Source organism: Pseudomonas sp. MEJ086 (genome assembly GCF_030209025.1).
Classification (GTDB): domain Bacteria; phylum Pseudomonadota; class Gammaproteobacteria; order Pseudomonadales; family Pseudomonadaceae; genus Aquipseudomonas; species Aquipseudomonas fulva_A.
Map to the genome: position 1 here is coordinate 119,013 of NZ_JARVSV010000019.1, position 22,701 is coordinate 141,713.

The window sequence follows — 22,701 nt, forward strand, 5'->3', positions numbered from 1 at the left end:
GCGCCGCATGGCGCCTATCCTACGTACGTAGCCAACAACAAAGAATGCATTATCCCAAAGATGGAGGCCAAAAAGGCTCAACATGTCGGCAAGGATTTGCAGCAATAGTGATGCGCTAATAAAGCATCACTCAGAACGCCTCCCAACGACCCGCCGCCTGCAACCGGCGCACCGGGTTAACGCGGTGGCTGTTCAGGAACCTCAGCATCATCCTTTTCTTCGTCATCAAGTCCCATGGCGTGCAGGCGCGAATAGTACCCGTTGTTCGCCAGCAGTGACTCATGGGTGCCTCGCTCGACAATACGGCCCTGATCCATCACGAGAATCAGGTCGGCTTTCTCGATAGTGGACAGCCGATGGGCAATTACCAGCGTTGTACGGCCCTCCATGACCTTGTCCAAAGCAGCCTGGATATAGCGCTCCGACTCCGTGTCGAGAGCAGAAGTCGCTTCGTCCAGAATCAATAGGGGGGCGCTTTTCAACAGCGCCCTGGCAATGGCCAGACGCTGCCGCTGACCACCGGAAAGCATGACACCGTTCTCACCCACCTTGGTGTCGAACCCCTGCGGAAGCAGCTCAATGAACTCACTGGCATAGGCCGCACTCGCAGCCTGCTCGACGTCCTCACGGGGCAAGTGCCGAAGGTCACCGTAAGCGATGTTGTTCAATACGGTGTCATTGAAAAGCGAGACCTGCTGAGTGACCAGGGCGATATGTTTTCTCAGATTTTCCACGCGGTATTCCTCTACCGGTGTACCGTCGAGAAGAATTTGCCCTTCGCCATGCTGGTAAAAACGCGGGATCAGATTGGCCAATGTCGACTTGCCACTCCCCGAGCGGCCGACCAGAGCGACCATCTGACCTGGCTCGACGGTGAAGCTGATGTCTTGCAGTACGGTCTTTTCGGTCCCCGGATAGGTGAAGCTCAGTTGCCGCACCTCAAGTGCCCCGGTAACCCGCTCTTTCTCGACCGTGCCCTGATCCGGCTCCGGCTGTTCATCCAGTTGCTCGAAGATGCTTTCAGCACCAGCCAGACCTTTCTGGATGGTCGAACTGACTTCCGAGAGCTGACGGATCGGCTTGGGCAGCAACCCGGCCGCGGTGATGTAGGCCACCAGGTCACCGACGCTGGCATCGCCCCGCAGGAACAGCACCAGAAACATCAGAAACGCCATCGCTGCATAGTTCACGAGCTGCAGGCTGGGGGTGTAGATGGCGCTGGTGCGGGTCATGCGCAGTTGCTTGCGGGTGCTGTCCTCGCTCGCCTCATGGAAGCGCTCTCGCTCATAGCGCTCACCACCGAAGCTGCGTACCACGCGATAATTCTGAATCGTCTCGGACGAAACATGTGTCAACTCGCCCATGGCACTCTGAATCTTTCGACTCTGGCTGCGAAACTTCTTGCTGGCGCTTTTCACCATCAGAGCGATGAGCGGAAGAATGGCCACCATGACCATGGTCAGTTTCCAGTTCATCCACAGCAGGTAGCCAAACAGGAATACAACCGTGAGACCTTCACGCACCATCACCTTGAGCGCGTCGGTGGCCGCCCCTGTAACCGAACCGACGTTGTAGGTGATACGGGAAATCAGATAACCCGTGGAGTGATTGTCGAAATAGCGATTGGGCAGGGTCAACAGGTTGTTGAAAAGCGCTATGCGCAGGTCCTGAACGAGCCCCAGTGAAACCCGTGCCAGATAGTAGCCGCCGAGAAAGGAGCCGATGCCCTGCCATATGGTAATCAGCAGCAACGCCAGCGGCACGCCATAAAGCAGTTGCATGCTACCCAGCAATGGCAGCTCGACAGCCCCGGCTTCAGGCGCGGCGAGCCCGTCGACGAAGTACTTGAGCAAGCCTGCCAGCATTGGCTGGGTAGAGGCGAAAATGATGTAGCCGACCATACTGATCCCGAACATCAACCAGTAACGCTTCATGTAGCTCAACAGCCGCATATACAGCTTGAAGCTGGAGATGGACGATGGATTAGCGCTTGGATCAGGCATGAGATGGAGGCTCTGGGGCGAAGCGCAGGATTGTACCATCAGGGACCCTGCAACCAAATCGACATGGAAGCCGGTTACCCGACTCGTCCAGCCCAGAGCTGAACAGCACCGCACCGCGAGCGACAAAATGCCTTGCAGGCTCAGTCGACAGAACGAGCGAGATGCAGCTCCTGAGGCGGGCGCCAGCGTGTCGGCTTACGCACAAAGGCCATGCCACGCAGCTCATCGAGCAATGCCTGCACATCGAATGACGGCGTACCGGCTGCGTCACCATAAGCGCCTGCAACCTCGGACAAGCCAGACGCATCGAGCCCAAGATCGTCCAACCGTAGCATTATCTTCCTGAAATCCTCCACGGCGCCTTGCTGGCTGTAATCTCCGCCCCGCTCGAAATCCAGAACATAAGCATGTTCTGCAATCAGAAAGTTGTATGGGTTGCAGTCGCCGTGCACGATGCCATGGGCATGCAACCGCCCCAAGAGAGCAAGGGCCTGACGCGCCCCTGTCAGCAGCCGGTCTCCGCTGAGGGTAGCCAAAGGCACACCTGGCAGGAAACCGGTCAGCAGCAGGCTCTCATGAAACCCGGGATGGCGTGACTCCGCATACATGAGCGGCTTCGGGGCGGGGAACGCCAGTGCCTGCAGCCTCGACAGCAGCATCGCCTCGCTTCGCAGCGGAGAACGATAGGGCCGGCGCAGGATTCGCTTCCACCAGGGCTTCATCGAGCGCCTGTAGCGTTTGACGAAGATCGAATCATCCTCGCGATATATCTTCGCCACGGCCCGGCCTGGCGCGAACTCGACCAGCCCCTCGAAAAGCGCCAGCAATGCATTGATTTGTTTGCGCCCGAGACTGCCCTTCTGAAAAACTACTGTTTTCCCCACACCGCACCTCCTTGCGACGCATCCATATCTCGCAGGAAAGAACAGGCTCTGCTTCTCGCTTCGGTTTTTTCGAGTACAGCGCACCGCTGCCCCACAGGTCGAATCATGTACAGCCTCTACGCTAAAACGAAAGAAAATCTCAAGCACGCCACTTATGCAGGACAAAGTATATGCAACCCTGCCTCAGCGGTACTCGCCCATCTGTTCTTCGATAATCGACCTGCGCTGAAGAAAATTCGCAGGGCCATCAAGTTGATTCGTTTGACGCCGCGCTACAGCTGCCGCGACGAATTGACGGGAGATACCTACATCTGGCATTGCGACCGCGACGACCAGACACGACTGGCTCTGGGTATCGGTCGCGAGCTGGCATCCGACAGGAAACTCAGCACCTGCTACATACCGGCCATCAAGGAAGATGCCTACAAATCTCTGGACTGGTCGGCCATGTATACGGCATTGAAAATAGTGCGCACCTGCAAGCAACCCGTTGTTGAGCGGCTCTATATATTCAGCGCGCTCTGTTACACCATCAAGCACATGAAAGCCATCGAAAGATATGGAATCACCGAACGGATAACCTCGCTGGTAAGCTACAACAGCGCCAATATACCCGAGTGCTTTCTGGTCAGCGCCTGCCGACAGCGAGGTATCAGGACCTATTCGCTACAACATGGTCTGTATCATCGCTACCGTAACGAAAGCCCCATCGACATCATCAACTATGAAAATGTCACCGCGCAGACGCTGCTGGTCTGGAGCGAGTTCTGCCGAGCGGAAATAGATGCATTTCATCGTGATCGTGGCCAGGCGGCCGATTTCGAGACACAGGTTGCTGGCTATATCAACCCGCCACATCAACAACCAGTTGCCATCGAGCGATCGAGCTCGGCTGGCCCGCATATCCTTTGCCTGCTGCCGGGCAAACGCTATGTCGCGGACAGCGTGAAACTGCTCAGCGAATTGGCCGAACTGCCAGAAAATTACCAGCTGACCATTCGTCTGCATCCGTTACTTGCAGGCAATGCTGCACTCATCGAAGCACTGCCTGCACGCGCGACACTCGACGACAGCTCAACGCTTACGCAGACGCTAGCCACTCAGCGCTATGATCTGGCGGTGGGATTCAACACCACCAGTCTGTTCGAAGTCACTCTGTTCGGTGTTCCCTGCGCTGTTTACCGTGCTCCGAGCCTGAATCTCGAGACTCAGGCTCTGCCCGCATTTACAAACGCTGGAGAGCTCATCACCCTGCTCAGATCGACGGTTGATGTCAGCATGCTTGCCGATTACCTCCTCGGCGCTTCGCTCTTTCGCTATCGCGAAATCACTCACGCCGGGCATTAGCGCAGCAGGAATCTTAGCGCCACACGCCAGAGCGAGGGATATCGTCGAATCCTCACACCTCTCAGCCATCGCAAACGAATCGACAATGGCAGATGAGCCCGCCTCAGCAAACGCAACCAGTAACGCACCGCCAATGCTTCCTTGCGGCGGATCTGCGCCTCGCTCATATCGGAAACGCTGTGCATCGGCATTTGCACAGGTGGATCTGCGGCATAGGCGAGCGCGTGCAGCGCCCAGGCCTCACGAAAACTGCCAAGGGAAAAGTGCAGCAGATCGATATCGAAAGCCACGCCAACCTTGCCAACCTGGGCAACGCGGAGACTGAAGTCGACATCGTAAAAATGAAAGCCCCTCAAACGCTCGTCGAAACGAACCGCGGCCCAGACCGAGCGCCTGACGAACATCCAGACACCATCCAGGGCAACCACGGGAACGCAACTCGCTGCGGCATATGCATCCGGCTTCGCGAAAGCGAGTGTCGCAACCTCACGTGAAACGCCATGGCGCACATTGATGCACAGGTCGTCCTCGTCCCCACTGTGCCAGCCGGATGGGACTCTCGCCTTATAGCGACTTCCCGCAAGGCCGATCATTGCCAACTCGGTGTCAGCCGCGAAATGAGAGATGGCAAGCTGCCCCCACCCAGCGCTCAGAAATTCGACGTCTTCGTGAACGAAGCAGATGAACTCGTGACTGGCTCGGGACGCACCTTCGTTGTAGACCTCGCAGAGCCCGCGGCCCTCGACGCTGTTGTCCACCGCGATAAGCTCGTACTCGACCCCGATGGTCGCTGCGATATTACTGGCAACTGCCTGCAAGCGCGCCGACTGGGCGCTGCAGATGACGATGGAGATCAAATGATGCTCCGCACGAGTGGAAGGCCGGTCATTTGATTTTCTTCAATCCGAAATAGTAGAGCGGGAACTTCAGGTACAGCTTGAGTTTTTTACGGGTCAGGTAGCCCAGCCCCTTGCCATGCCATTTCTCTTCGAAGGTGTACTTGGAACGCTTGGTCATCAGCCACTGCCGCGCCGAGGTATGCGTACTCAAGGTCCGGCTATCGAGGTGATCGACAACGGAGGAGGTAACGAGAACGTGCCTGAGCCCATGGGACTGCAGCGTCAGCGCATAGTCGTTGTCGGCGTACCAGAAGTAGAAACGCTCATCCAGCTCGCCAATGACATCCAGAATCGAACGACGAAACACCAGGCACCAGCCGGATATTTCGCGCAACACTCCATAGCCGGGATAAACACCACTACGCAGAGCGAAACCATTGCGCGGATGATGCAGAGAGCAAGCCGGGCTGGCGCTGCTGACCCCGAGATCACTTTCGAACACCTGAAGCAGCTCGGATGCCCAGCCGGGATGAAAGGACAGGTCGTTGTTGCAAATGGCAACGAAGGGGGCATGGCCCTCTCTGATACCCAGATTCATGTATGCGTGATAATTGAAAGGCGTGCTGGGATACAGCGTCGTTACTCCAGGCTGCCGATACACAGGGCTGTCGGCATTCGACTCGAGCACCCAAACCCGGAAACGGATCTTCGCCGGGTCTTCAGACGCGACGAGCGAGTCCAGGCAATGCTCGCTAACCTGGCGCAAGGCTTCATCCTTGGCGAAGCTGAGAATTACCACATCGAAACAAGCGGGCAACTCAGGCGAGCCCGCAACGGAATCAGTCATAAGAAAACATAATCTCAGGAAATACAGGGCAAGCCTGATAAAGCCATGGGTCAATCACAGGCAAGAATACGTCCGACGCGATTCGCCCAGGTATGGTGTTCGAGAAAGCGTGCTCGACCATTTTGCGCAATGCGCTCGCGCTCTTGCGGATGAGCCAGATAATAACGGACCTTTTCGCTCAGCTCCGCACCAGAACGAAACACCTCGATATCCTGCCCAGGGGTGAACAGCGAAGCGATTTCCTCGCAATAATCGGTCAACAGGAAGCAACCCGCAGCTACTGCCTCGAATATTCGCAGGTTCACACCCGTCTCGGCGCCATAGAAATCCGATCGAGTGATATTCAGCACTATCCGTGAGCTCTGCAACAGCGTCTGAAGCTCTTCTCCCCAGACAGGGCGATCATCGACGCACTCGCGCAGCGACGAGGACATGAGCGAGTAGTTACGGCGCCAGCGATTGCCGCGTATGGCCAGATTTTCACGGATGTTTTCCAGCAGGAAAACCCGACGCAAATCGGCACTACCGACAAACAGGACGTCGCGATCCTTTTCTTTTCCCAACTCTGGAACCACCACCGCTCCAAACGGCAAATGCAGTGCATTCAGGCCCAGTGCTTCACGGAAAAAACGCGTAGTCGTTTCAGAGAAAGAAAATAGCTGGTCATAGCGGGGTAGCTCTTGCTCGATGAAATACAGGAACTCCCGACGTTTCGAATAGAGGTTGCAACTATCGGTATCGTAGAGGATGAAGCGGGCACCAGCGCTGCGTACCATTTCGGCCACTTGAGCGACGTCATAGTGCTTGTAGAGGAACCCGACCACCAAGACATGAGTAGGTGCCTCCTGCTCCAGCACTCTGCGCAGTGGTTCCAGAGACAGACGCGGCAAGTGCGAGAAACCCTCCCGATCCCGGGCCTTGTTACGGGCCTTGAAGAGCGCCGAAGACAACCCGTACCACTGTCTGGGTTTCTGTTTCAGCGCATCCCAGTGGACAGCTCGGCTGCCGGCCTGCAAAAACGCATCGAACAGTTCACGGCCCAGTGGCACACCACCTATTCCATCGATAATCAGGTACTTGCGCTCGCTCGCAACCGGCGCACCCGCCCTTGGCATCTCCAGCATGATTCAATATCCATCCAAAAGCAGTGGCCCGCAGCGGTAAGGGACCGCAACAGGCATATCGAATTCTTTCATCCCGTACTGACAACCGTTAAGTAAGCACCAGCCACCTAACCACGCTGACGCTTGAACAGAAGGTGGCGAAAGCGCTTGAGCAGTTGACGATCCCACTGACGCAGGGGAATTTCGGCAAACAGACTCCAGGCGAATCGCTTGTCATGAGTGACTGCGGGCCCGAGGATCTTGGTGAGCAGACGGGCTTTGCCCGACTCGTAGGCCGGATGTTCACGATAAAGATCCAGCAACTGCATGCCATAACGGTATTCGGCCAGATAATTGCCCGACAAGCCATTGCCATGCTTGCGATACAGCGTGACCGCAGCAGGAAGCACATCGATGAGGTAACCAGAATGAGCCGTTTTCAGGGTCATCTGGAAATCCTGTACGCGCAGTGCCGGATCATATCCCCCCGCAGCGATCATCGCATCGCGGCGGTACATAACCAGATTGCCGCCAACCACCAAGGCCGCCGCCAAGGCCTGGGCAAAGTCATAACGGCGCACCTGGCGGGCCTTGTCTTTTTTGGGCAAGGCATGACCCTGCTGATCGATTCGCAAGGCACGCCCCCCGAGACAACCGACTTCGGGATGCGCAATGAGATAATCGGCCTGCAGGGCGAGACGCCCGGGCACCATCACATCATCGGCATCGAAGGTCGCCACGAACTCCCCACAAGCCAGCTCTAGCCCCTTGTTGAGCGCTGCACTGACGCCCTGGTTATGCTGACGGACAAACTCGGCACGGCGAATGTTCGGGTACCGGCGCCAGTCCTGCAAAGCCTCCTCGATCCGCAAGGCACTGTCGTCGGTAGAACCATCGTCGACGACGATCAACTCTATGGCTTCGTAGTCCTGCTGCAAAATGCTGCGCAATGCATCGCCGACGTAGGCACCGTAGTTGTAGCAAGGCACGATGACGCTCACCAGGGGGCGAATGGAGCGTACCGTTTCGCTCACAACCGACACGCAGGCCACGCAGAGAGCGCGCTGAAGAAACACGGTGCCACGGCCGAGTCGACGAATCGACTTTGCAGCCGCTTACGCATGTCCTCGCGAAGGTGATCCAGCTCACCCTGGCTCACCGATGCGACTTTCTGCAGGCTATCGGACAACGCGTGCCAGTCCCCAAAGGCGAACAATTGGCCTTTTTCGCCAACCACCTCACGCCCACCACCACAATCGCTACACACCACAGGCAAACCCGCAGCCATTGCCTCGAGCAGGACCATGCCGAACGGTTCGTGATCCGAGCTCAGCGCGAATGCATCGAAAGCGGTGAAGTAACGCCGGGCGTGTGGAACCTGCCCCAGGAAGCGAACCTGCTGGGTGATGCCCAGCGTCTCGACCAAAGCCTTGAGCTCGGCCTCCAGCCTACCTTTACCAGCAATCACCAAAAGACTGTTTCCCGGCAAGGTCGGCAACGCGTCGGCGAAAGCACGAATGAGCGTCGCCTGATCCTTGTCTGGATGCAGCCGCCCGACGTTGCCGATTACCCAGGCCCCCTCAGGCAACCCAAGGGCCTCACGCGCGCAAGAGCGGGACAATTGCTCCGCCTCAACGGCCTGCAAATCGATACGATTGTAGAGCGTCTGAATTCGCTGCAATGGCCAGCTTGGCAGACAGGCGCGCAAGTCATCGCGCACCGCGTCGGAGACGCCGAACAGATACAAGCGCTTGCGAAACAGATTGGCGAAGAGCTGGCGCGAACGGCGCTCGTAATCTCCGAACGCATGATGGATTCCAACCACCGGAAGCTTCGTGCCCAGTAGTGCCACATAAGCAGGCTTCGAGCGATGAGCAATGCACAGCGCGAAATTACGCTCAGCGGCAATGCGACGAATCGCACGAACTGCACCGAGCTTGAGACCTCTCAGGGCCCTGCTGGAATAACCAAGAAACACCACCTCATCGGAAGCAGAACCTCTTTCCACTTCGGCGCTGTATTCCCCGGTCAGGTAAACGGTCAAAACCTTGTATGGCGTGTTCGCGAAAAGCACCCCGTACTGTCGGGCGCAATCAAGAAACGGCCCATCGTAGCCATGGCATATCTGCAGCACCCATACCTGACTCGTCTTATTAGTATCCATCGATTCCGACTCTGTCCATGGTAACGAAGCGCGCTGCGTTGCAGTGCGCGCGATAGTCAGCGTTCGACCAGGCATTGAATTCCCGAGCCACGGCGCCCGAAATACCTAGTCAAACTTTTGGACTGACGTCGTTGAGAAAACTGACGAGATCGTCAGGTTCAATGTTTTCGATGAATGACGAAATTACGCCTGGGGATGGCGGATTTGACCCGGCTATGGGGGTGGCAAGATGGCGCCCATCGGGGCGATGAGCTGACTGCGCAGGCGGATAGTCCACCTGCACATGAAAAGATCTCAGTGTTGCTGAGCGACTCTGGCGATCTGCGCCATCTCAGCGAACATCGCCTCGGCCTGCACACGGGCTTGCTGCAGGAAGATCCCGATGCTCACCTGCTCGGACTCGCTGAACGCGATCTGGCCGGCGGCATTGACAGCCTGTTCGTACGAAGGCTGAAGGCGCCCAACCAGGCCGACCTGTGCCAGCAAGGCCTCGATCTTGTGGGTATTGGAAGGCAAGGCGTAAAAGGGCGTACCGGTGACCAGGCAGAGTGTGACCAGGTGAAAGCGCCCGGTAATCACCCCCTCCGATCGACCGAGAAGACCTAGAAACCGACGCGTCGACAGCACCGCATAACGCCAGCGCAGCCTGTCGATCAGAGAAGCAGGCAGATCGGCGGGGTAAGAGTGGAAATAACTAGCGGCAATGCGCCGGTAAGCCTTCAGGCGCTTGCGCAGGTTCTTGCGCAAATAGAAGTCGAACCCCTTGCCCAGTTGCAGAGGGGCAAGAGTACGAATGCTCACATAACGCAGGTGTTGCCTGACCTTTGTTATCCGCCATGCCTCGACAAGCCGCTCATTGATAACGCTACCGTTGACCAGCATGCCGCTACGGGGCCTGCTAGGCGCAGCGTGCCGGTAAGACAACGTCAGGTCGGGCACGACTTCCGCGGACACATCGACAGCGGCCAGCGCGGCCTTGCTCATCGTGTCGCGCACGAACAGCTTGGTAAAACAGTGAGCGTGGGCATTGAGCCGGTAATTGTTCTGCCAGACCGAATTGATCAGGAAGCAGGGAACGCCATGTTCCTGACAATATCGGGCAAGCGCTCCATAGCGCATCGCCAGCGGTGCATCGTCGTGCATGGTGCCCTCACCATTGACCAGGCACAGATCCGCAGCACGAATGTCACGCTGCAGATCGGCGTCCGTCTGCCAATCGTGGTGCATCGGGCAGGAGCGCTGAATATCGATACCTGCCTGCCCGGCCAAGGTGAAAATCTGCCGCATCACCAGTTGGCAGCCGTGGTGATTTTCAGAAGAAGTATCGTTGAACAGCAGCGCCTTCAATCGCACCTGGGCAACGGACACCCCTACCGCTCCTCGCCGCTGACCGTATCGCCACTCAAGACGCCGTCCTTCACCACCAAGATATCTTCCATGATCAGGTACTGCAGATCCGAGCCGAAGAACATGTTCAACGCATCGGTGGGCGAGCAGATCATCGGCTCGCCACGGCGGTTCAGCGAGGTGTTCAGGGACACGCCGTTGCCAGTGAGTTTTTCCAGCTCCAGCATCAGGTCGTACCAGCGCGGATTGAATTCGCGCTTGAGGACCTGAGCACGGGAAGTGCCGTCTTCGTGCACGACTTCGCTGACGCGCTCCTTCCATTCGTCGTTGACCTCGAAGGTGAAGGTCATGAACGGACTCGGGTGGTCGACCTTGAGCATCTGCTCGGCGACGGTATCGAGCATCGACGGGCAGAAGGGTCTCCAGCGCTCGCGGAACTTGATCTGTTCGTTGATGCGGTCGGCCACGCCCGGGATGCTCGGGCACCCGATGATGGAGCGACCACCAAGGGCGCGCGGGCCGAACTCCATGCGGCCCTGGAACCAGGCCACGGGATTGCCGTCGACCATGATCTGCGCGATGCGCTGCGGCGTGTCGTCGATCCGCTGCCATTTCGGCGCATGCGGGTGCCGGGCACAAGCCGCGATGACGTCTTCATTGGAATAGGCCGGGCCGAGGTAGACGTGCTCCATCTTCTCGACCGGCACGCCGCGCTTGTGAGAAACGTAGGCAGCGGCACCGACCGAGGTACCGGCGTCGCCGGAAGCCGGCTGAACGAACAGTTCCTTGACCTCGGGGCGGGCGATGATCTTCTGGTTGAGCTTGACGTTCAGCGCACAGCCACCGGCGAAGGCGATCTTGCCGGTTTCGCGGATGATGTCGCCCAGGTAGTAATCCATCATCTCCAGCGCCAGCTTCTCGAACAGTGCCTGCATGCTGGCGGCATAGTGGATGTAGGGATCGTCGGCGATATCGCCTTCGCGCTTGGGCCCCAACCACTCGATCAGCTTGGGCGAGAAGTAGAAGCCCTTGCCCTTTTCCTTGTAGCGGCGCAGGCCGATGACGTTGGCGTAGTCGGTGTTGATCACCAGCTCGCCGTTCTCGAACTTGGCCAAACGGGAAAAATCGTACTTGCTGGCATCACCATAGGGCGCCATGCCCATGACCTTGAATTCACCGTCGAGCATCTCGAAGCCGAGGAATTCGGTGACCGCGCCATACAGGCCACCAAGGGAATCCGGATCGTAGAATTCCTTGATCTTGTGGATGCGGCCGTTCTCGCCATAGCCGAAGAAGGTGGTGGCGTACTCGCCCTTGCCATCGATACCGAGGATCGCGGTCTTCTCGGTGAACCCCGAGCAGTGATAGGCGCTGGCGGCATGAGCCAGGTGATGCTCGACCGGCTCGATCTTGACCTTCTTGGCGTCGAAGCCGAGCTGCTCCAGGCACCAGACGATCTTCTTGCGGTAGCGCTTGTAGCGACGGTTACCCATGAGAATGGCGTCGAGGGCACGATCCGGCGCATACCAGTAGCGCTTGGCGTAGTGCCAGCGTTCCTTGCCGAACAGGCTGATCGGAGCGAAGGGAATCGCCACCACGTCGACGTCCGACGGCTTGATGCCCGCCTGCTCCAGGCAGAACTTGGCCGACTCGTAGGGCATGCGATTCTTCGCGTGCTTGTCGCGCACGAAGCGCTCTTCTTCGGCAGCCGCGATCAACTTGCCGTCGATATACAACGCCGCGGATGGGTCATGGCTGAGGGCGCCGGAAAGGCCAAGAATCGTCAATGCCACGGATAAAGCCTCTTAGTGCGCTTGCCGAACGTCGACAAACGCGATTGTTTGGTTTCGCCAAGCCTGCCTGGAGCGGGCTCAGGTGATAGTCGGCAAACGCCGGTCCAGCTCCTGGTAAAGGGCGCTCTGTGCCGACCAGTTGCGCAGCAGACGCGCGCGATCCCGAGCATAGGCGGCCTTGAAACTGCTGGCGCTGTCATGGTGCTGCATGGCATCCAGATCGATCAGCGCCCAGCGGCCAGCCTGCCACAGGATGTTGTTGCCCTTGAAGTCGCCGTGGCTGATGCGCTCACGCAACAATGCGGCGAACACGCTCTCCAGCGCCTGCAGATCCGCCTCGGGCGGCAACTCGTCTGCCTGGTAGGGCGCGAAACGGGCAATTATATCCACACCCGGCGTGTGTTCGGTAATCAGATAAGCCTGACGGCGCAGCCACAGGGTACGACGCTCGAGCACGGCCAGTGGCTTGGGCGTGGCAATGCCGAGGAAATCCAGACGATTGCCCTCGCACCAGCTGTGCCAGGCACGGCTCGGCCGCCAGAAGCGCCTCAGCCAGTGCCCGAAGCCCTTGATGTTGTAGCGTTTGATGACCAGCTGTCGACCAGCCTGCTCGACCCGGGCCACGGTGGACGAGCCGCCCAGCTTGAGCGGCTGCCCTGCGGCAATCGCCGCGTCCGGGTCGGCCAGCAACGGCGCCAGCAGCGCATCGTCTTCCCGCCGCACTACCTGCAGGCGCGAGGCGCTGCTGGAGGCTCGAAAGGCCGTGCAATCACGCTCGATCTTGGCCATGAACGCCTGCATGCGCGTTGCCCGCGCCTTGCTCACGGCCTTGAGCAGTGCCTCCAGCGGCAGGGCATGCTCGCCATTGACCAGCAGGTAATGCACCAGCAGCTCTTCGACGAAGCCGTCGATGGCCCCGGGAAACTGCGCGAAGAACAGCCCGAGATTGGCCAGCACCTTGTCTCGCGACAGCGGCTGCCCCGGCGTTTCGGCGCGGATTCCGCCGCCATCGATCAAAAACAGGCGGCCATCCTGACGCAGCAGGTTGTCCAGATGCAGGTCCTCCTGCCAGAGCCCCTTGCCGTGCAGCTCGGCGATCACTGCCAGGGCCTCGCCCAACACCTGCTGCTGAGCATCACTCAGCCAGGGCTGATCGGCCACCGCCTGCCAGTCGTCAGCCAGGCTGCGAGCGCTCTCGAGGAACTCGAACAGCAGCCAGCCGCCCTCCCCGGAGATCGATCCATGCTCGAGCAGGGGGGGCGTGCTGAGGCCCTGCTGCGCCAGCAACTGGACGCCCTGCAGTTCGCGGGCGTAATGCCGCTCGGCCTTGCCGCCGACCAGCAACTTGGCCAGCACCGCACGCCCTTGCCATTGCGCCCGGCCCACATAGCGTTGACCGGGCAGCACACGCAGCAGGCTGTGCAGTTCGAGAGTATGGCCTGCCGGCGCTTCGATCAGCAGCGGCAGTTCGGGGCTACGGCCCGCGTCGGTCAGAAAAGCGAGTTTCATGGGCGCTGAGCCTTGTCCTTGAAACGCGCCGTCAGGCGCTGCAACCAATGATCCACGTTCTGCTCGCTGCCCAGATAGGCAGCCAGGAACGCGACCGTATCCTCATCACTCCAGGGATTGGTACGCCGCAACAGAGGTTCGAGATCCTTGATTCGGTCACGCTCGCCAAAGAACAGCGGACGCGTCTTCTCCAGATCGATCAGTTGCGCAGCGAAGCCATCGCCACAGGGTTGCAGAAAGATATGCTTGGGGTAGAAGCAACCGTGCAACTGCCCTTTTTCATGCACCTGACGGGCCAGCACGCCACAGGCGTTGACGATGGCCAGGCGCTGCTCGGCAGCGAGCGCCGTCCAGCCCGGCAACCAGCTGTCGAGGTCCTGCCAGCCATCCAGTGCACGGGTCAACAGAATCGCCCTGCGCTCGCCTGCGATGCGCCGCTCGGCGTAGAACGACGCACTCATGGCCGGGATGCCCAGACGGCTGTAGCGGCGAATGCTACGGAATTCGCGCGACAGGGTCGGCTCACCCAGTGGGCGTTCCAAGCTGCGCGTCAGGTAGTTGCTCTGGCGCTTGAGGTAATAGCCACGACCATCCAGATCGAGTCGGTACACCGAGCTCCAGCCGCCACGGGGCGCCTTGTTGGGCTCGTCTACCGCGTGCAGCTCGAGCGCCCACAGCGCCTCGAAACTGGCCAGTTCGTGACGTTCGAGCAGCGAGCGATCCTCGCTGTCGATGTAGTCCTTCATTCTCTTCCCTCGAAATAGCGGACGATCTGGCCGATGCGCTGCTTGTCGCTGTCGTTGAGACGCTCGCGGCGCCGGTACTGCAGATAGAAACGCAGCCGCTGAGTGCGCGACAGGTGGTATTTGGCGACCTTGTCCAGGCAGGCCAGGTCCTTGACGATACGCCGGCGCAGGAAAGGCCCCCACCAGAATGCGCCGGTTGGGCAGTCGATGAAATATAGGCGACGGTGCTCGTCGACCAGCAAGTTGCGCCACTTCAGATCGTTGTGCGCGAAGTGGTGGTCGTGCAGCGTACGCGTGGCCTTGGCCAACTGGCAGCTGACATCCTCGACCCAGGCACGATCACGCAGGCGCGCGTCGTTGCTGTCGGCAAGGCGCGACATATCCATGGTGTCGACCAGTTCCTGGGTGATCAGCGCGCCACGGTCGAATGCGCTGCCCTTGCGCTCCAGGCCATAGGCGGCGATCGGCGCAGTGGGAATGCCCCAGGCGGCGAAATGCTTGAGGTTCTGCCACTCGGCCTTGACCCGCGGCCTGCCGATGAAGCGTCGAGCGCCCTTACCCGCGCCATGGTAGCGCTTGACGTAATAGCGCAGCCCGTCGAACTCCACGCGGATCACGTCCGACAGTGGGTCACGGGTGATCGGTTCGCCCTGCAGGGCAAACACGGCATCCAGGCTGGCAAAGGCCCTGGCAGCCTCTGGGGTCGCCAGCGCGGTAACGCGCCACTCACTCATGGCTGCTGCCCCCTGTTTCATACTTGCGTGCATAACGCGAAAGCAGGCGCTCGGCCTTGCGCTGCAGCCAGGCCAGCAGTGCGGCTTCGTCACGCAGGATCTGGCGCAGCGGGCGGGCACTGCCGGCAGCCGCGAAATAGCCCTTGAGAAAACGCAGGAAATCGCGTTGCGTCAGGCCGATATTCAACGCCGAAAAGTACAACCCGGCCAGGTCCTTGTCGCGCCAGCGCCGCGGCACCGCAGGACGCAACTGGGCACGGTGCAGGTCGATCACCGACAGCCGGAAATCTGCGGCACTGAACGGCTTGTCGGTATGCAGCAGAAAATGGCAGATGTAGCAGTCGCGGTGATTGACCCCGGCAGCGTGCATGCGTCCGGTCATGTCGGCGACGCGACGGATCAGCGGCCACTTCAGCCCTGGCTGCGGTGGCTGCTGCGCCCAGCCCAGGGTCAACTGCTCGAGGTCGACCGTCGGCGCGAGCTCCTCGGTAACGATGAAGGAATGCTGCTGCGCCGGGTTGCTGCCGCGCTCGCCATACGCCACGGCTGTCATGGTCGGCACACCCGCCTCGGTCAGGCGCTCGATGGCCTTCCATTCCTGACCGGCGCCGAGCACCGGCAGGCGGGCAGTGGCGAGGTTCTTGAGGATCTCGCCCCAGCCAACACCACGGTGAATCTTGACGAAGTAGCCTTTGCCGTCGACCTCGGTACGCAGCGTACGGCGTGCCTCCAGCTCTCGATAGACCTTGCCCTGCAGGCGTTCTACTTCTTCGAAGGCATCCTTGCCGGCCCATAGGGACTTGAACGGTTCAGCAAGGATCAGGCGCATAAGCCCCCCTGTAGGAGCCGCGCGCTCGCGGCGATTGCTGCAGGTGACGATAACCCGTTGAAACGGCCGCGAGCGCCTAACGACGCGGCGGCATGGCCAATGGCTGCCAGATCGGCTGATTCGCTCACGAACGCGGCGCCAGAATCACATCGGCAGCGTGCTGAGGCATGCTGTACAGATCGGCGCTATCGGCGAATGCCAGGCCATTGCGCTGCCAGGCTGCGCGACCTTCGGCATCCGCCAGCATCTCGGCGAGGGTACGGTTCAGCACATTCTGCTCGAAGGGGCTGGGCACCACGCAACCGGCATCGGCATCACGGATGTAGTGGGCGTAGCCGCAGACATCGGTCACCAGCACCGGCAAACCCGCTACCAGCGCCTCCAGCAGCACGGTACCGGTATTTTCGTTGTACGCCGGGTGAATCAACAGGTCGGCGCCCAGCAGGAAGCGCGGGATGTCGCTGCGCCCCTTGAGGATCTGCACCTGATCGCCAATGCCCAGTGCGGTGATCTGCAGCAGGAACGGTTTGGGGTCGTCCTGGCCGATGACGATCAGCCGGGTGCGCTTTTTCAAATCCGGGGGCAGAGCGGCCAACGCCTTGAGGCTGCGGTCCAGCCCCTTGGTCTTGAAGCCGGAGCCGATCTGCACCAGCAACAGGTCGTCATCGGCCAGCTTGAACTCGCGGCGGAACTCGGCACGGATCTCGGCAGCATTGGCCGGCGCGCGGCGATCCAGGGAGATACCAGGCGGCAGCAGGTGGAAGCGTTCGGCCGGCGTGGCGTAATGCTTGACGAACAGCGGCTGCTGCACCTCGGAGATCATCAGAATTTCGGTGCGCGACTCGGGGGCGAATACCGCCCGTTCGTACTCGGCGAAGTGCTTGTAGCGGCCCCAGCGGCGATACAGCGGGTTGCGCAAGGTCTGCGCCTTGTCTTCGAAACAGCCGTCGGCGGCGTAATACACGTCCAGCCCCGGCATCTTGTTGAAACCGACCACGCGATCGACCGGGCGCTGGCGCAGATCCGCCTGGACCCAGGCAGTGAGCTTTTCGTTGCGGTGATGGTTGAACAGCGCCTTGACCGGCACGACGACCACTTCGAAGCCCTCCGGCACTTCGCCTTCCCAGATCGGCGTGTACACGCGGATGCTGTGACCGCGGGCCTGGCACTCCAGCGCGATGCGCATGAAATCGCGCTGCAAGCCGCCAAAAGGAAAGTATTTGTAGAGGATGAAAGCCAGGCGCATCGGCCCTTCGCTCTGTGGCATCAGTCTATCCCCATATCCAGCAGCAGCGCGTGCAACTCGGTGAACACCCGCTGCGGCAGCAAATCATCGAAACACGGCTTGTCGCGATCGCCCTTGCCGGCATCCGGGCCACTGGCACACAGATGGATCTGCGAACGGCCGTAGGCGCCCACGCGGCCGGGCAACGTCGGCCCGTACAGCGACACGCAAGGCACATCCAGCGCGGCAGCCAGGTGACCGAGCCCGGTGTCCACGGCGACGCATGCCTGGGCACCAGCGATCACCTTGGCAACGCCGGCCAGGTTGAGTTTCGGCAGCACGGCTGCACCCTCGATGCCTGCAGCGATACGCTCGGCTCGCGCCTTTTCCACCTCGTTGCCCCAGGGCAGGCGAATCGACCAACCCTGTTCGCTGACCTGCTCGGCCAGCTCACGCCAGTAGGCTTCCGGCCAGTGCTTGCTCGCCCAGGTCGTGCCGTGCAGGAATACCAGATAAGGGCGAGGTGACGGATCTGCAAGCTGGCCGCGATCCAAACCGTAATCACCCAGACCGGCGGGCACGCTGTAGCCCAATGCCTGGCCGAACAGTTGGCGTGTACGCTCCAGCGCATGCTGGGCACGCGGCACACTGTAGCGGCGATCATAGAAACGCGTGGCGATCGGCTCACGAGCAGAGTTGCGGTCCAGGCCGGCCACCGGTGCCTTGACGTAGCGGGTCAGCCAGGCGCTCTTGAGCAGGCCCTGGGCATCGATCACCAGGTCGTAGCGGGTGTCGCGCAAGCGCTGCTTGAAGCGCGACCACTCACCGCTACGCAGGGTCTGCAGCGGATGCTTGCGCCAGCGGCGGATGGCGACTGGAATCACCTGGGAAACCGCCGGGTGCCAGGCCGGAATCTCGGCGAAGCCCTCCTCCACTACCCAGTCGAAACGGATACCGGGAATGGCTCGGGCCGCGTCGGTCAGCGCCGGCAGGGTATGGATCACGTCGCCCAGCGACGAAGTCTTGATCAACAGCACTCGCATCCGGCGCTATACCTCGACCGGATGAGTGACGAGCCGATCCAGCGCCTCATTGGCGACGCGTGGTTCGAGCTGCACCAGGCAATTGTAATGGCCAAAGCGGCAGGTGCGTTCGAAACAGGGGCTGCACTCCAGACCAAGGCGGATGACCTCCACCTGATCGGCCAGTGGCGGCGTGAACTGCGGCGAAGTCGAGCCGTACACCGCCACCAGCGGGCGATTGAGCGCCGCCGCCACGTGCATGAGCCCGGAATCGTTGGAGACCACCGAAGCCGCGCAGGACAGCAGGTCGATGGCCTGAGCCAGGCTGGTTTCGCCGGACAGGTTGACCACTTCCTCGCGCAGCCCCGGGATCAGCCGTGAACGGATGTCTTCACCGACCGGGTGATCCTTCTTCGAGCCGAACAGCCAGACCTGCCAGCCCTCACGGATCTTGTGCTCGGCGACACGTGCGTAATGCTCGCTTGGCCAGCGTTTGGCCTCACCGAACTCGGCGCCTGGGCACAGGGCCAGAACCGGACGGTCCAGGGTCAGGCCGAAGCTGGCCAGCGCCGCATCCCGGGTAGCCGGATCGATACTCAGCGAAGGCCGGGGATAAGGCTGCGGCAGCTCCGCACCAGGCGCATAGGCCAGTGCCATGAAGCGTTCGATCATCAGCGGGTAGCGGGCCTTGTCCAGGCGGCGCACGTCATTGAGCAGGCCGTAGCGCATCTCGCCTTTCCAGCCGGTACGCACGGGGATACCCGCGAAGAACGGTACCAGCGCCGACTTCAGCGAGTTGGGCAGGAGTATTGCCTGGTCGTAGCGGCCGACCAGCGACTTGCCGATGCGCCGGCGCGTAGCCAGCTCCAGTACGCCATGGCCGAGGGGGAAGCTCAGGGCTTCGCGCACTTCGGGCATGCGTTCGAGTATCGGCCGACTCCATTCCGGCGCCAGCACGTCGATGGCGCAATCGGGATGGCGAACTTTAAGACATTGAAACAATGTCTGCGCCATCACCATGTCGCCTACCCACGAAGGGCCGATGATCAGAATATTCATAAGCTCAGTATCGATAGAGAAGCCCGACGGCGAGCGGCGGCCATCAATTCAGGCCCAGTTCACGCCAGATACGCATCACATTGCGTCGGTGCTCGTGAAACTGGTCGCCACCCACTACCCCAGGCTGTTTCTGCAACGCCTGACGATGGGCTGCAGAGCGGTAGACTTTGTAAGCGTCCTGCAGCAGGGTCGCCTCGCCATCGCGGAGCAGACCGAGCCGATCCAGGCCTTCCAGAATGCGAATGTTATCGGTGAATTCGAGCAGTACCGGGTGCTGCTTCGACCACGCCAGAGCCGCGTATTGCACCATAAATTCGATATCGACGATACCTCCGGCGTCCTGCTTGAGATCGAACGCCGCCGCTGCGTCGAAGGCTATCGGCGCAGTGCCGGCAGCGGTGGCCCGAGTACCGAGATTGTCGCGCATCTTCGCGCGCATCTCACTGACCTCGGCCTGCAGCCTGGCCTGGTCGCGTTCACGGGCCAGCACGGCGATGCGCACCTCGGCGAATGCCGCGGCCACCCGCTGACAGCCCACCAGCACCCGCGCTCGCACCAGCGCCTGGTGCTCCCAGGTCCAGGCTTCGCTTTCCTGATAACGCCGGAAGGCGCCCAAGGAACTGACCAGCAAGCCAGCGGCGCCGGAAGGCCGCAGGCGCATGTCGACGTCGTAGAGCTGGCCGGAGTTGGTCTGCGCGGTCAGCAGATGGATGATGCGCTGTCCCAGGCGGGTGAAGAACTGCGCGCCATCGATGGGTTTGGCGCCATCGGTCTCGGCCTGGGGGTCACCATCGTGGATGAACACCAGATCCAGATCGGAGCCATGGCCCAGCTCGATACCGCCGACCTTGCCGTAGCCGACGATGATGAAGTCCGGCGCACACAGGCTGCCGTCGGGCCGCTGCGGCGTACCGTGCCGGGCAACCATCTGCCGCCAGGCCAGGGCCAGCACCTGATCGAGAATGGCTTCGGCCAGCCAGGTCAGGTAATCGCTGACCTTCATCAGCGGCAAGGTACCGGCAATTTCCGATGCAGCCACACGCAGGCCGTGGGCCAGCTTGAAATGGCGCAGGGCTTCCATCTGCTGTTCCAGGTCTTCCTCGGGAATGCGCGTCAGCCGCTCCTGCAGCTCGGCAGCCAGTTCCGGGGCCTGGGGCGGGCTGAACAGCCGCCCTTCGTTGAGCAGTTCGTCGAGCAACAGCGGAAAACGGGTGATCTGCTCGGCGATCCACGGGCTGGCTGCGCACAGGGTAAGCAGGCGCAGCAGTGCATTGGGGTTTTCCGTGAGCAGCACCAGATAGGCGGAGCGCCGCGCCACCGCTTCGATCAGCGGCAGTACGCGCTCGAGCACCAGGTCCGGCTTCTCCTGCTCGACCGTCGCGGCCAACAGTCGCGGGATGAAGGCATCCAGGCGCTCACGGCCGATGCGCTGCATGGCGCGCACCTGATTGCCGTTGCGCAGCCCCACAAGGCGCTGCCAGGCGCCCTGGGCGTCGGCGAAGCCGGCTTCGCCCAACTGCCGGCAGGCGGCTTCCTCATCCTGATCGTCATTCCATAGTGGCAGCCAGGCGGCACCGACCATGGGTTCCTCGCCGATGTCCTGATCTTCGTCCGGGTCGGCGATGACCTGACGAAAGTGCCAGTCGACCCGCCCACGCCAGTGCATCAGCCTTTCGTGGAAGGCTTCCCAGCCTGCGAAACCGAGCATGAACGCTACCCGTGCACGACCCTCATCGTTGTCCGGCAGCATTTGCGTCTGCCGATCATCGATGGCCTGCAGGGCGTGTTCGGTGTAACGCAGGAAGGCATAACCGGCGAGCAGTTCGTCGACCGCCTGCGACGGCAGATAGCCTTGCCCCTTGAGGGTATCGAGCACCTTGAGCAGCGAGCGCTGCTGCAGGCTCAGATCACGCCCGCCGTGAATCAGCTGGAAGGCCTGGGCGATGAACTCCACCTCGCGGATGCCGCCGGAACCGAGTTTGATGTTCTCGGCCATGCCCTTGCGGCGCACTTCCTGCTGAATCAGCTGCTTCATGGTGCGCAGCGCGTCGATCGCCGAAAAGTCCAGGTAACGCCGATAGACGAACGGGCGCAGCATCTCCAGCAGCTGCGCGCCGGCCTCCTGATCACCGCCGACCACCCGCGCCTTGATCATCGCGTAGCGCTCCCAGTCTCGCCCCTGGTCCTGGTAATACTGCTCCAGCGCGTTGAAACTGAAGACCAGCGCACCGGAAGAGCCATAGGGGCGCAGGCGCATGTCGGTGCGGAACACGAAACCATCGACGGTAATGGCATCCAGCGCCTTGATCAGCTTCTGGCCCAGGCGAATGAAGAACTCCTGATTGTCCAGCGGCCGCTTGACCCCCTGGGTTTCACCACCTTCCGGATAGCCGAAGATCAGATCGATGTCCGACGACAGGTTCAACTCGAAAGCCCCGAGCTTGCCCATGCCGAGAATGACCATGTGCTGGGGCTCGCCAGTGCGGCGCCCGACCGGCGTGCCGAATTGCTCGCAATGCCTGGGGTAGAGCCATTGATAGGCCAGGTCGATGCAGGCATCGGCCAGATCGGAAAGATCGCGACAGGTTTCCACCAGGTCCGCCTGACGGCTGACATCTCGCCAGATGATGCGCACCTGCTGACGGTTACGGAAGCGCCGCAGGCTGCGTGCCAGCGCGTTTTCGTCAGCACACTCGGTCAGTTGCTCGGCCAACTGCCCGCGCAACTCACCAACTGCCAGCCGACGCTCCAGCTCGCCACTATCGGCCAGGTCGAGAAGCATCTGCGGATCACGCAGCCCCTGCTGGGTAACGAAGTCACTGGCAGCCGCCACCCGCTGCAGCTGCTCCCTGCGCAACGGCGGCCAGGCAGCGAAGCTGGCGGCCGCCTCGGCAGACAATTGGCTGAAGGCCTGGGTCAGGGACTGTTCGGCGCGCTGAGCCAGCGGCTGGAGGATAGCGGGTAAAGAAACCAGCGCGGGCAAGCTCATGGTCTATCCTTTTCGGCGGGCTACGGGCCTGTTGGAAAACCGGCGAAGCCCCTGCGAAGGCTCGCCGCGTCTGGCTCACGCCTGATTTGATTGTAGTTTTGGTATTACTCAATCGTTCGGAAGAGCTGAAATCGCCAGCGAAATGTAGTAAAACTACACAAAGCCGGATCTACCCAACCGGTATATCCAAGAATTAATGTGCCCGCTCAAAAAGCCGGCCACGCATCCTGGCTTCCGATTCTGGAAGCCTTTCCGCTCTGG

The 22,701-nt window shown here is 60.7% G+C and carries 18 protein-coding genes; 1 reads left to right on the forward strand and 17 read right to left on the reverse strand.

All coding sequences use genetic code 11. The features are described 5' to 3' along the window. Positions 1-176: 176 nt before the first annotated feature. Positions 177-2,003, reverse strand: a complete 1,827-nt coding sequence (gene msbA / locus QRN22_RS12250) for a lipid A export permease/ATP-binding protein MsbA (protein WP_042553910.1) — start codon at positions 2,001-2,003, stop codon at positions 177-179. A 140-nt stretch (positions 2,004-2,143) separates the two neighbouring features. Then, positions 2,144-2,887 (reverse strand): lipopolysaccharide kinase InaA family protein, encoded by a 744-nt coding sequence (locus QRN22_RS12255; RefSeq protein WP_042553909.1) that lies wholly within the window; start codon positions 2,885-2,887, stop codon positions 2,144-2,146. A gap of 105 nt (positions 2,888-2,992) precedes the next feature. Between QRN22_RS12255 and QRN22_RS12260 the strand changes: the two genes are divergently transcribed. Then, a complete protein-coding gene (locus QRN22_RS12260; RefSeq protein WP_042553908.1) occupies positions 2,993-4,234 on the forward strand; it encodes a hypothetical protein in 1,242 nt (413 codons plus the stop codon). Here the strand turns inward: QRN22_RS12260 and QRN22_RS12265 are convergent. The 15 genes from QRN22_RS12265 to glnE all read right to left on the reverse strand — a co-directional run bounded on the left by QRN22_RS12265 (position 4,231) and on the right by glnE (position 22,440). Continuing rightward, positions 4,231-5,091 (reverse strand): glycosyltransferase, encoded by an 861-nt coding sequence (locus QRN22_RS12265; protein WP_052493794.1) that lies wholly within the window; start codon positions 5,089-5,091, stop codon positions 4,231-4,233. The genes QRN22_RS12260 and QRN22_RS12265 overlap by 4 nt on opposite strands. Before the next feature lie 28 nt (positions 5,092-5,119). Beyond that, positions 5,120-5,974, reverse strand: coding sequence for a glycosyltransferase family 2 protein (locus QRN22_RS12270; protein WP_197077015.1), 855 nt, complete (start codon positions 5,972-5,974; stop codon positions 5,120-5,122). Then, a complete protein-coding gene (locus tag QRN22_RS12275; RefSeq protein WP_197077014.1) occupies positions 5,971-7,044 on the reverse strand; it encodes a CgeB family protein in 1,074 nt (357 codons plus the stop codon). Before QRN22_RS12275 ends, QRN22_RS12270 begins: the two co-directional genes overlap by 4 nt. A 107-nt stretch (positions 7,045-7,151) precedes the next feature. Then, positions 7,152-8,075 (reverse strand): glycosyltransferase family 2 protein, encoded by a 924-nt coding sequence (locus QRN22_RS12280; protein WP_042553906.1) that lies wholly within the window; start codon positions 8,073-8,075, stop codon positions 7,152-7,154. Then, the gene (locus QRN22_RS12285) at positions 8,054-9,187 is read right to left on the reverse strand and encodes a glycosyltransferase (protein WP_042553905.1); all 1,134 of its coding nucleotides are present in this window, start codon (positions 9,185-9,187) and stop codon (positions 8,054-8,056) included. Before QRN22_RS12285 ends, QRN22_RS12280 begins: the two co-directional genes overlap by 22 nt. Positions 9,188-9,481: 294 nt before the next feature. After that, positions 9,482-10,534, reverse strand: coding sequence for a polysaccharide pyruvyl transferase family protein (locus tag QRN22_RS12290; RefSeq protein WP_156152704.1), 1,053 nt, complete (start codon positions 10,532-10,534; stop codon positions 9,482-9,484). Between the two features lie 23 nt (positions 10,535-10,557). Beyond that, the gene (locus QRN22_RS12295) at positions 10,558-12,327 is read right to left on the reverse strand and encodes a carbamoyltransferase family protein (RefSeq protein ID WP_042553903.1); all 1,770 of its coding nucleotides are present in this window, start codon (positions 12,325-12,327) and stop codon (positions 10,558-10,560) included. Positions 12,328-12,405: 78 nt separating this feature from the next. Next, complete coding sequence (locus QRN22_RS12300; RefSeq protein WP_042553902.1) at positions 12,406-13,836, reverse strand: lipopolysaccharide kinase InaA family protein; 1,431 nt, start codon at positions 13,834-13,836, stop codon at positions 12,406-12,408. Continuing rightward, positions 13,833-14,582, reverse strand: coding sequence for a lipopolysaccharide kinase InaA family protein (locus QRN22_RS12305; RefSeq protein ID WP_042553901.1), 750 nt, complete (start codon positions 14,580-14,582; stop codon positions 13,833-13,835). The genes QRN22_RS12300 and QRN22_RS12305 overlap by 4 nt, the downstream gene beginning before the upstream one ends. Next, complete coding sequence (locus tag QRN22_RS12310) at positions 14,579-15,316, reverse strand: lipopolysaccharide kinase InaA family protein (RefSeq protein WP_042553900.1); 738 nt, start codon at positions 15,314-15,316, stop codon at positions 14,579-14,581. Before QRN22_RS12310 ends, QRN22_RS12305 begins: the two co-directional genes overlap by 4 nt. Further along, positions 15,309-16,145, reverse strand: coding sequence for a lipopolysaccharide core heptose(I) kinase RfaP (gene rfaP / locus QRN22_RS12315; protein WP_042553899.1), 837 nt, complete (start codon positions 16,143-16,145; stop codon positions 15,309-15,311). Before rfaP ends, QRN22_RS12310 begins: the two co-directional genes overlap by 8 nt. 124 nt (positions 16,146-16,269) lie before the next feature. Then, entirely contained in the window at positions 16,270-17,391 is a 1,122-nt protein-coding gene (locus QRN22_RS12320; protein WP_042553946.1) for a glycosyltransferase family 4 protein, read from the reverse strand. A 20-nt stretch (positions 17,392-17,411) separates the two neighbouring features. After that, a complete protein-coding gene (gene waaC, locus QRN22_RS12325) occupies positions 17,412-18,413 on the reverse strand; it encodes a lipopolysaccharide heptosyltransferase I (protein WP_042553898.1) in 1,002 nt (333 codons plus the stop codon). A 6-nt stretch (positions 18,414-18,419) separates the two neighbouring features. Next, on the reverse strand, positions 18,420-19,451 hold the full coding sequence (waaF, locus tag QRN22_RS12330) for a lipopolysaccharide heptosyltransferase II (protein WP_042553897.1): 1,032 nt from the start codon (positions 19,449-19,451) through the stop codon (positions 18,420-18,422). 43 nt (positions 19,452-19,494) lie between these two features. Further along, entirely contained in the window at positions 19,495-22,440 is a 2,946-nt protein-coding gene (gene glnE / locus QRN22_RS12335; protein ID WP_042553896.1) for a bifunctional [glutamate--ammonia ligase]-adenylyl-L-tyrosine phosphorylase/[glutamate--ammonia-ligase] adenylyltransferase, read from the reverse strand. Between the last annotated feature and the right edge of the window lie 261 nt (positions 22,441-22,701).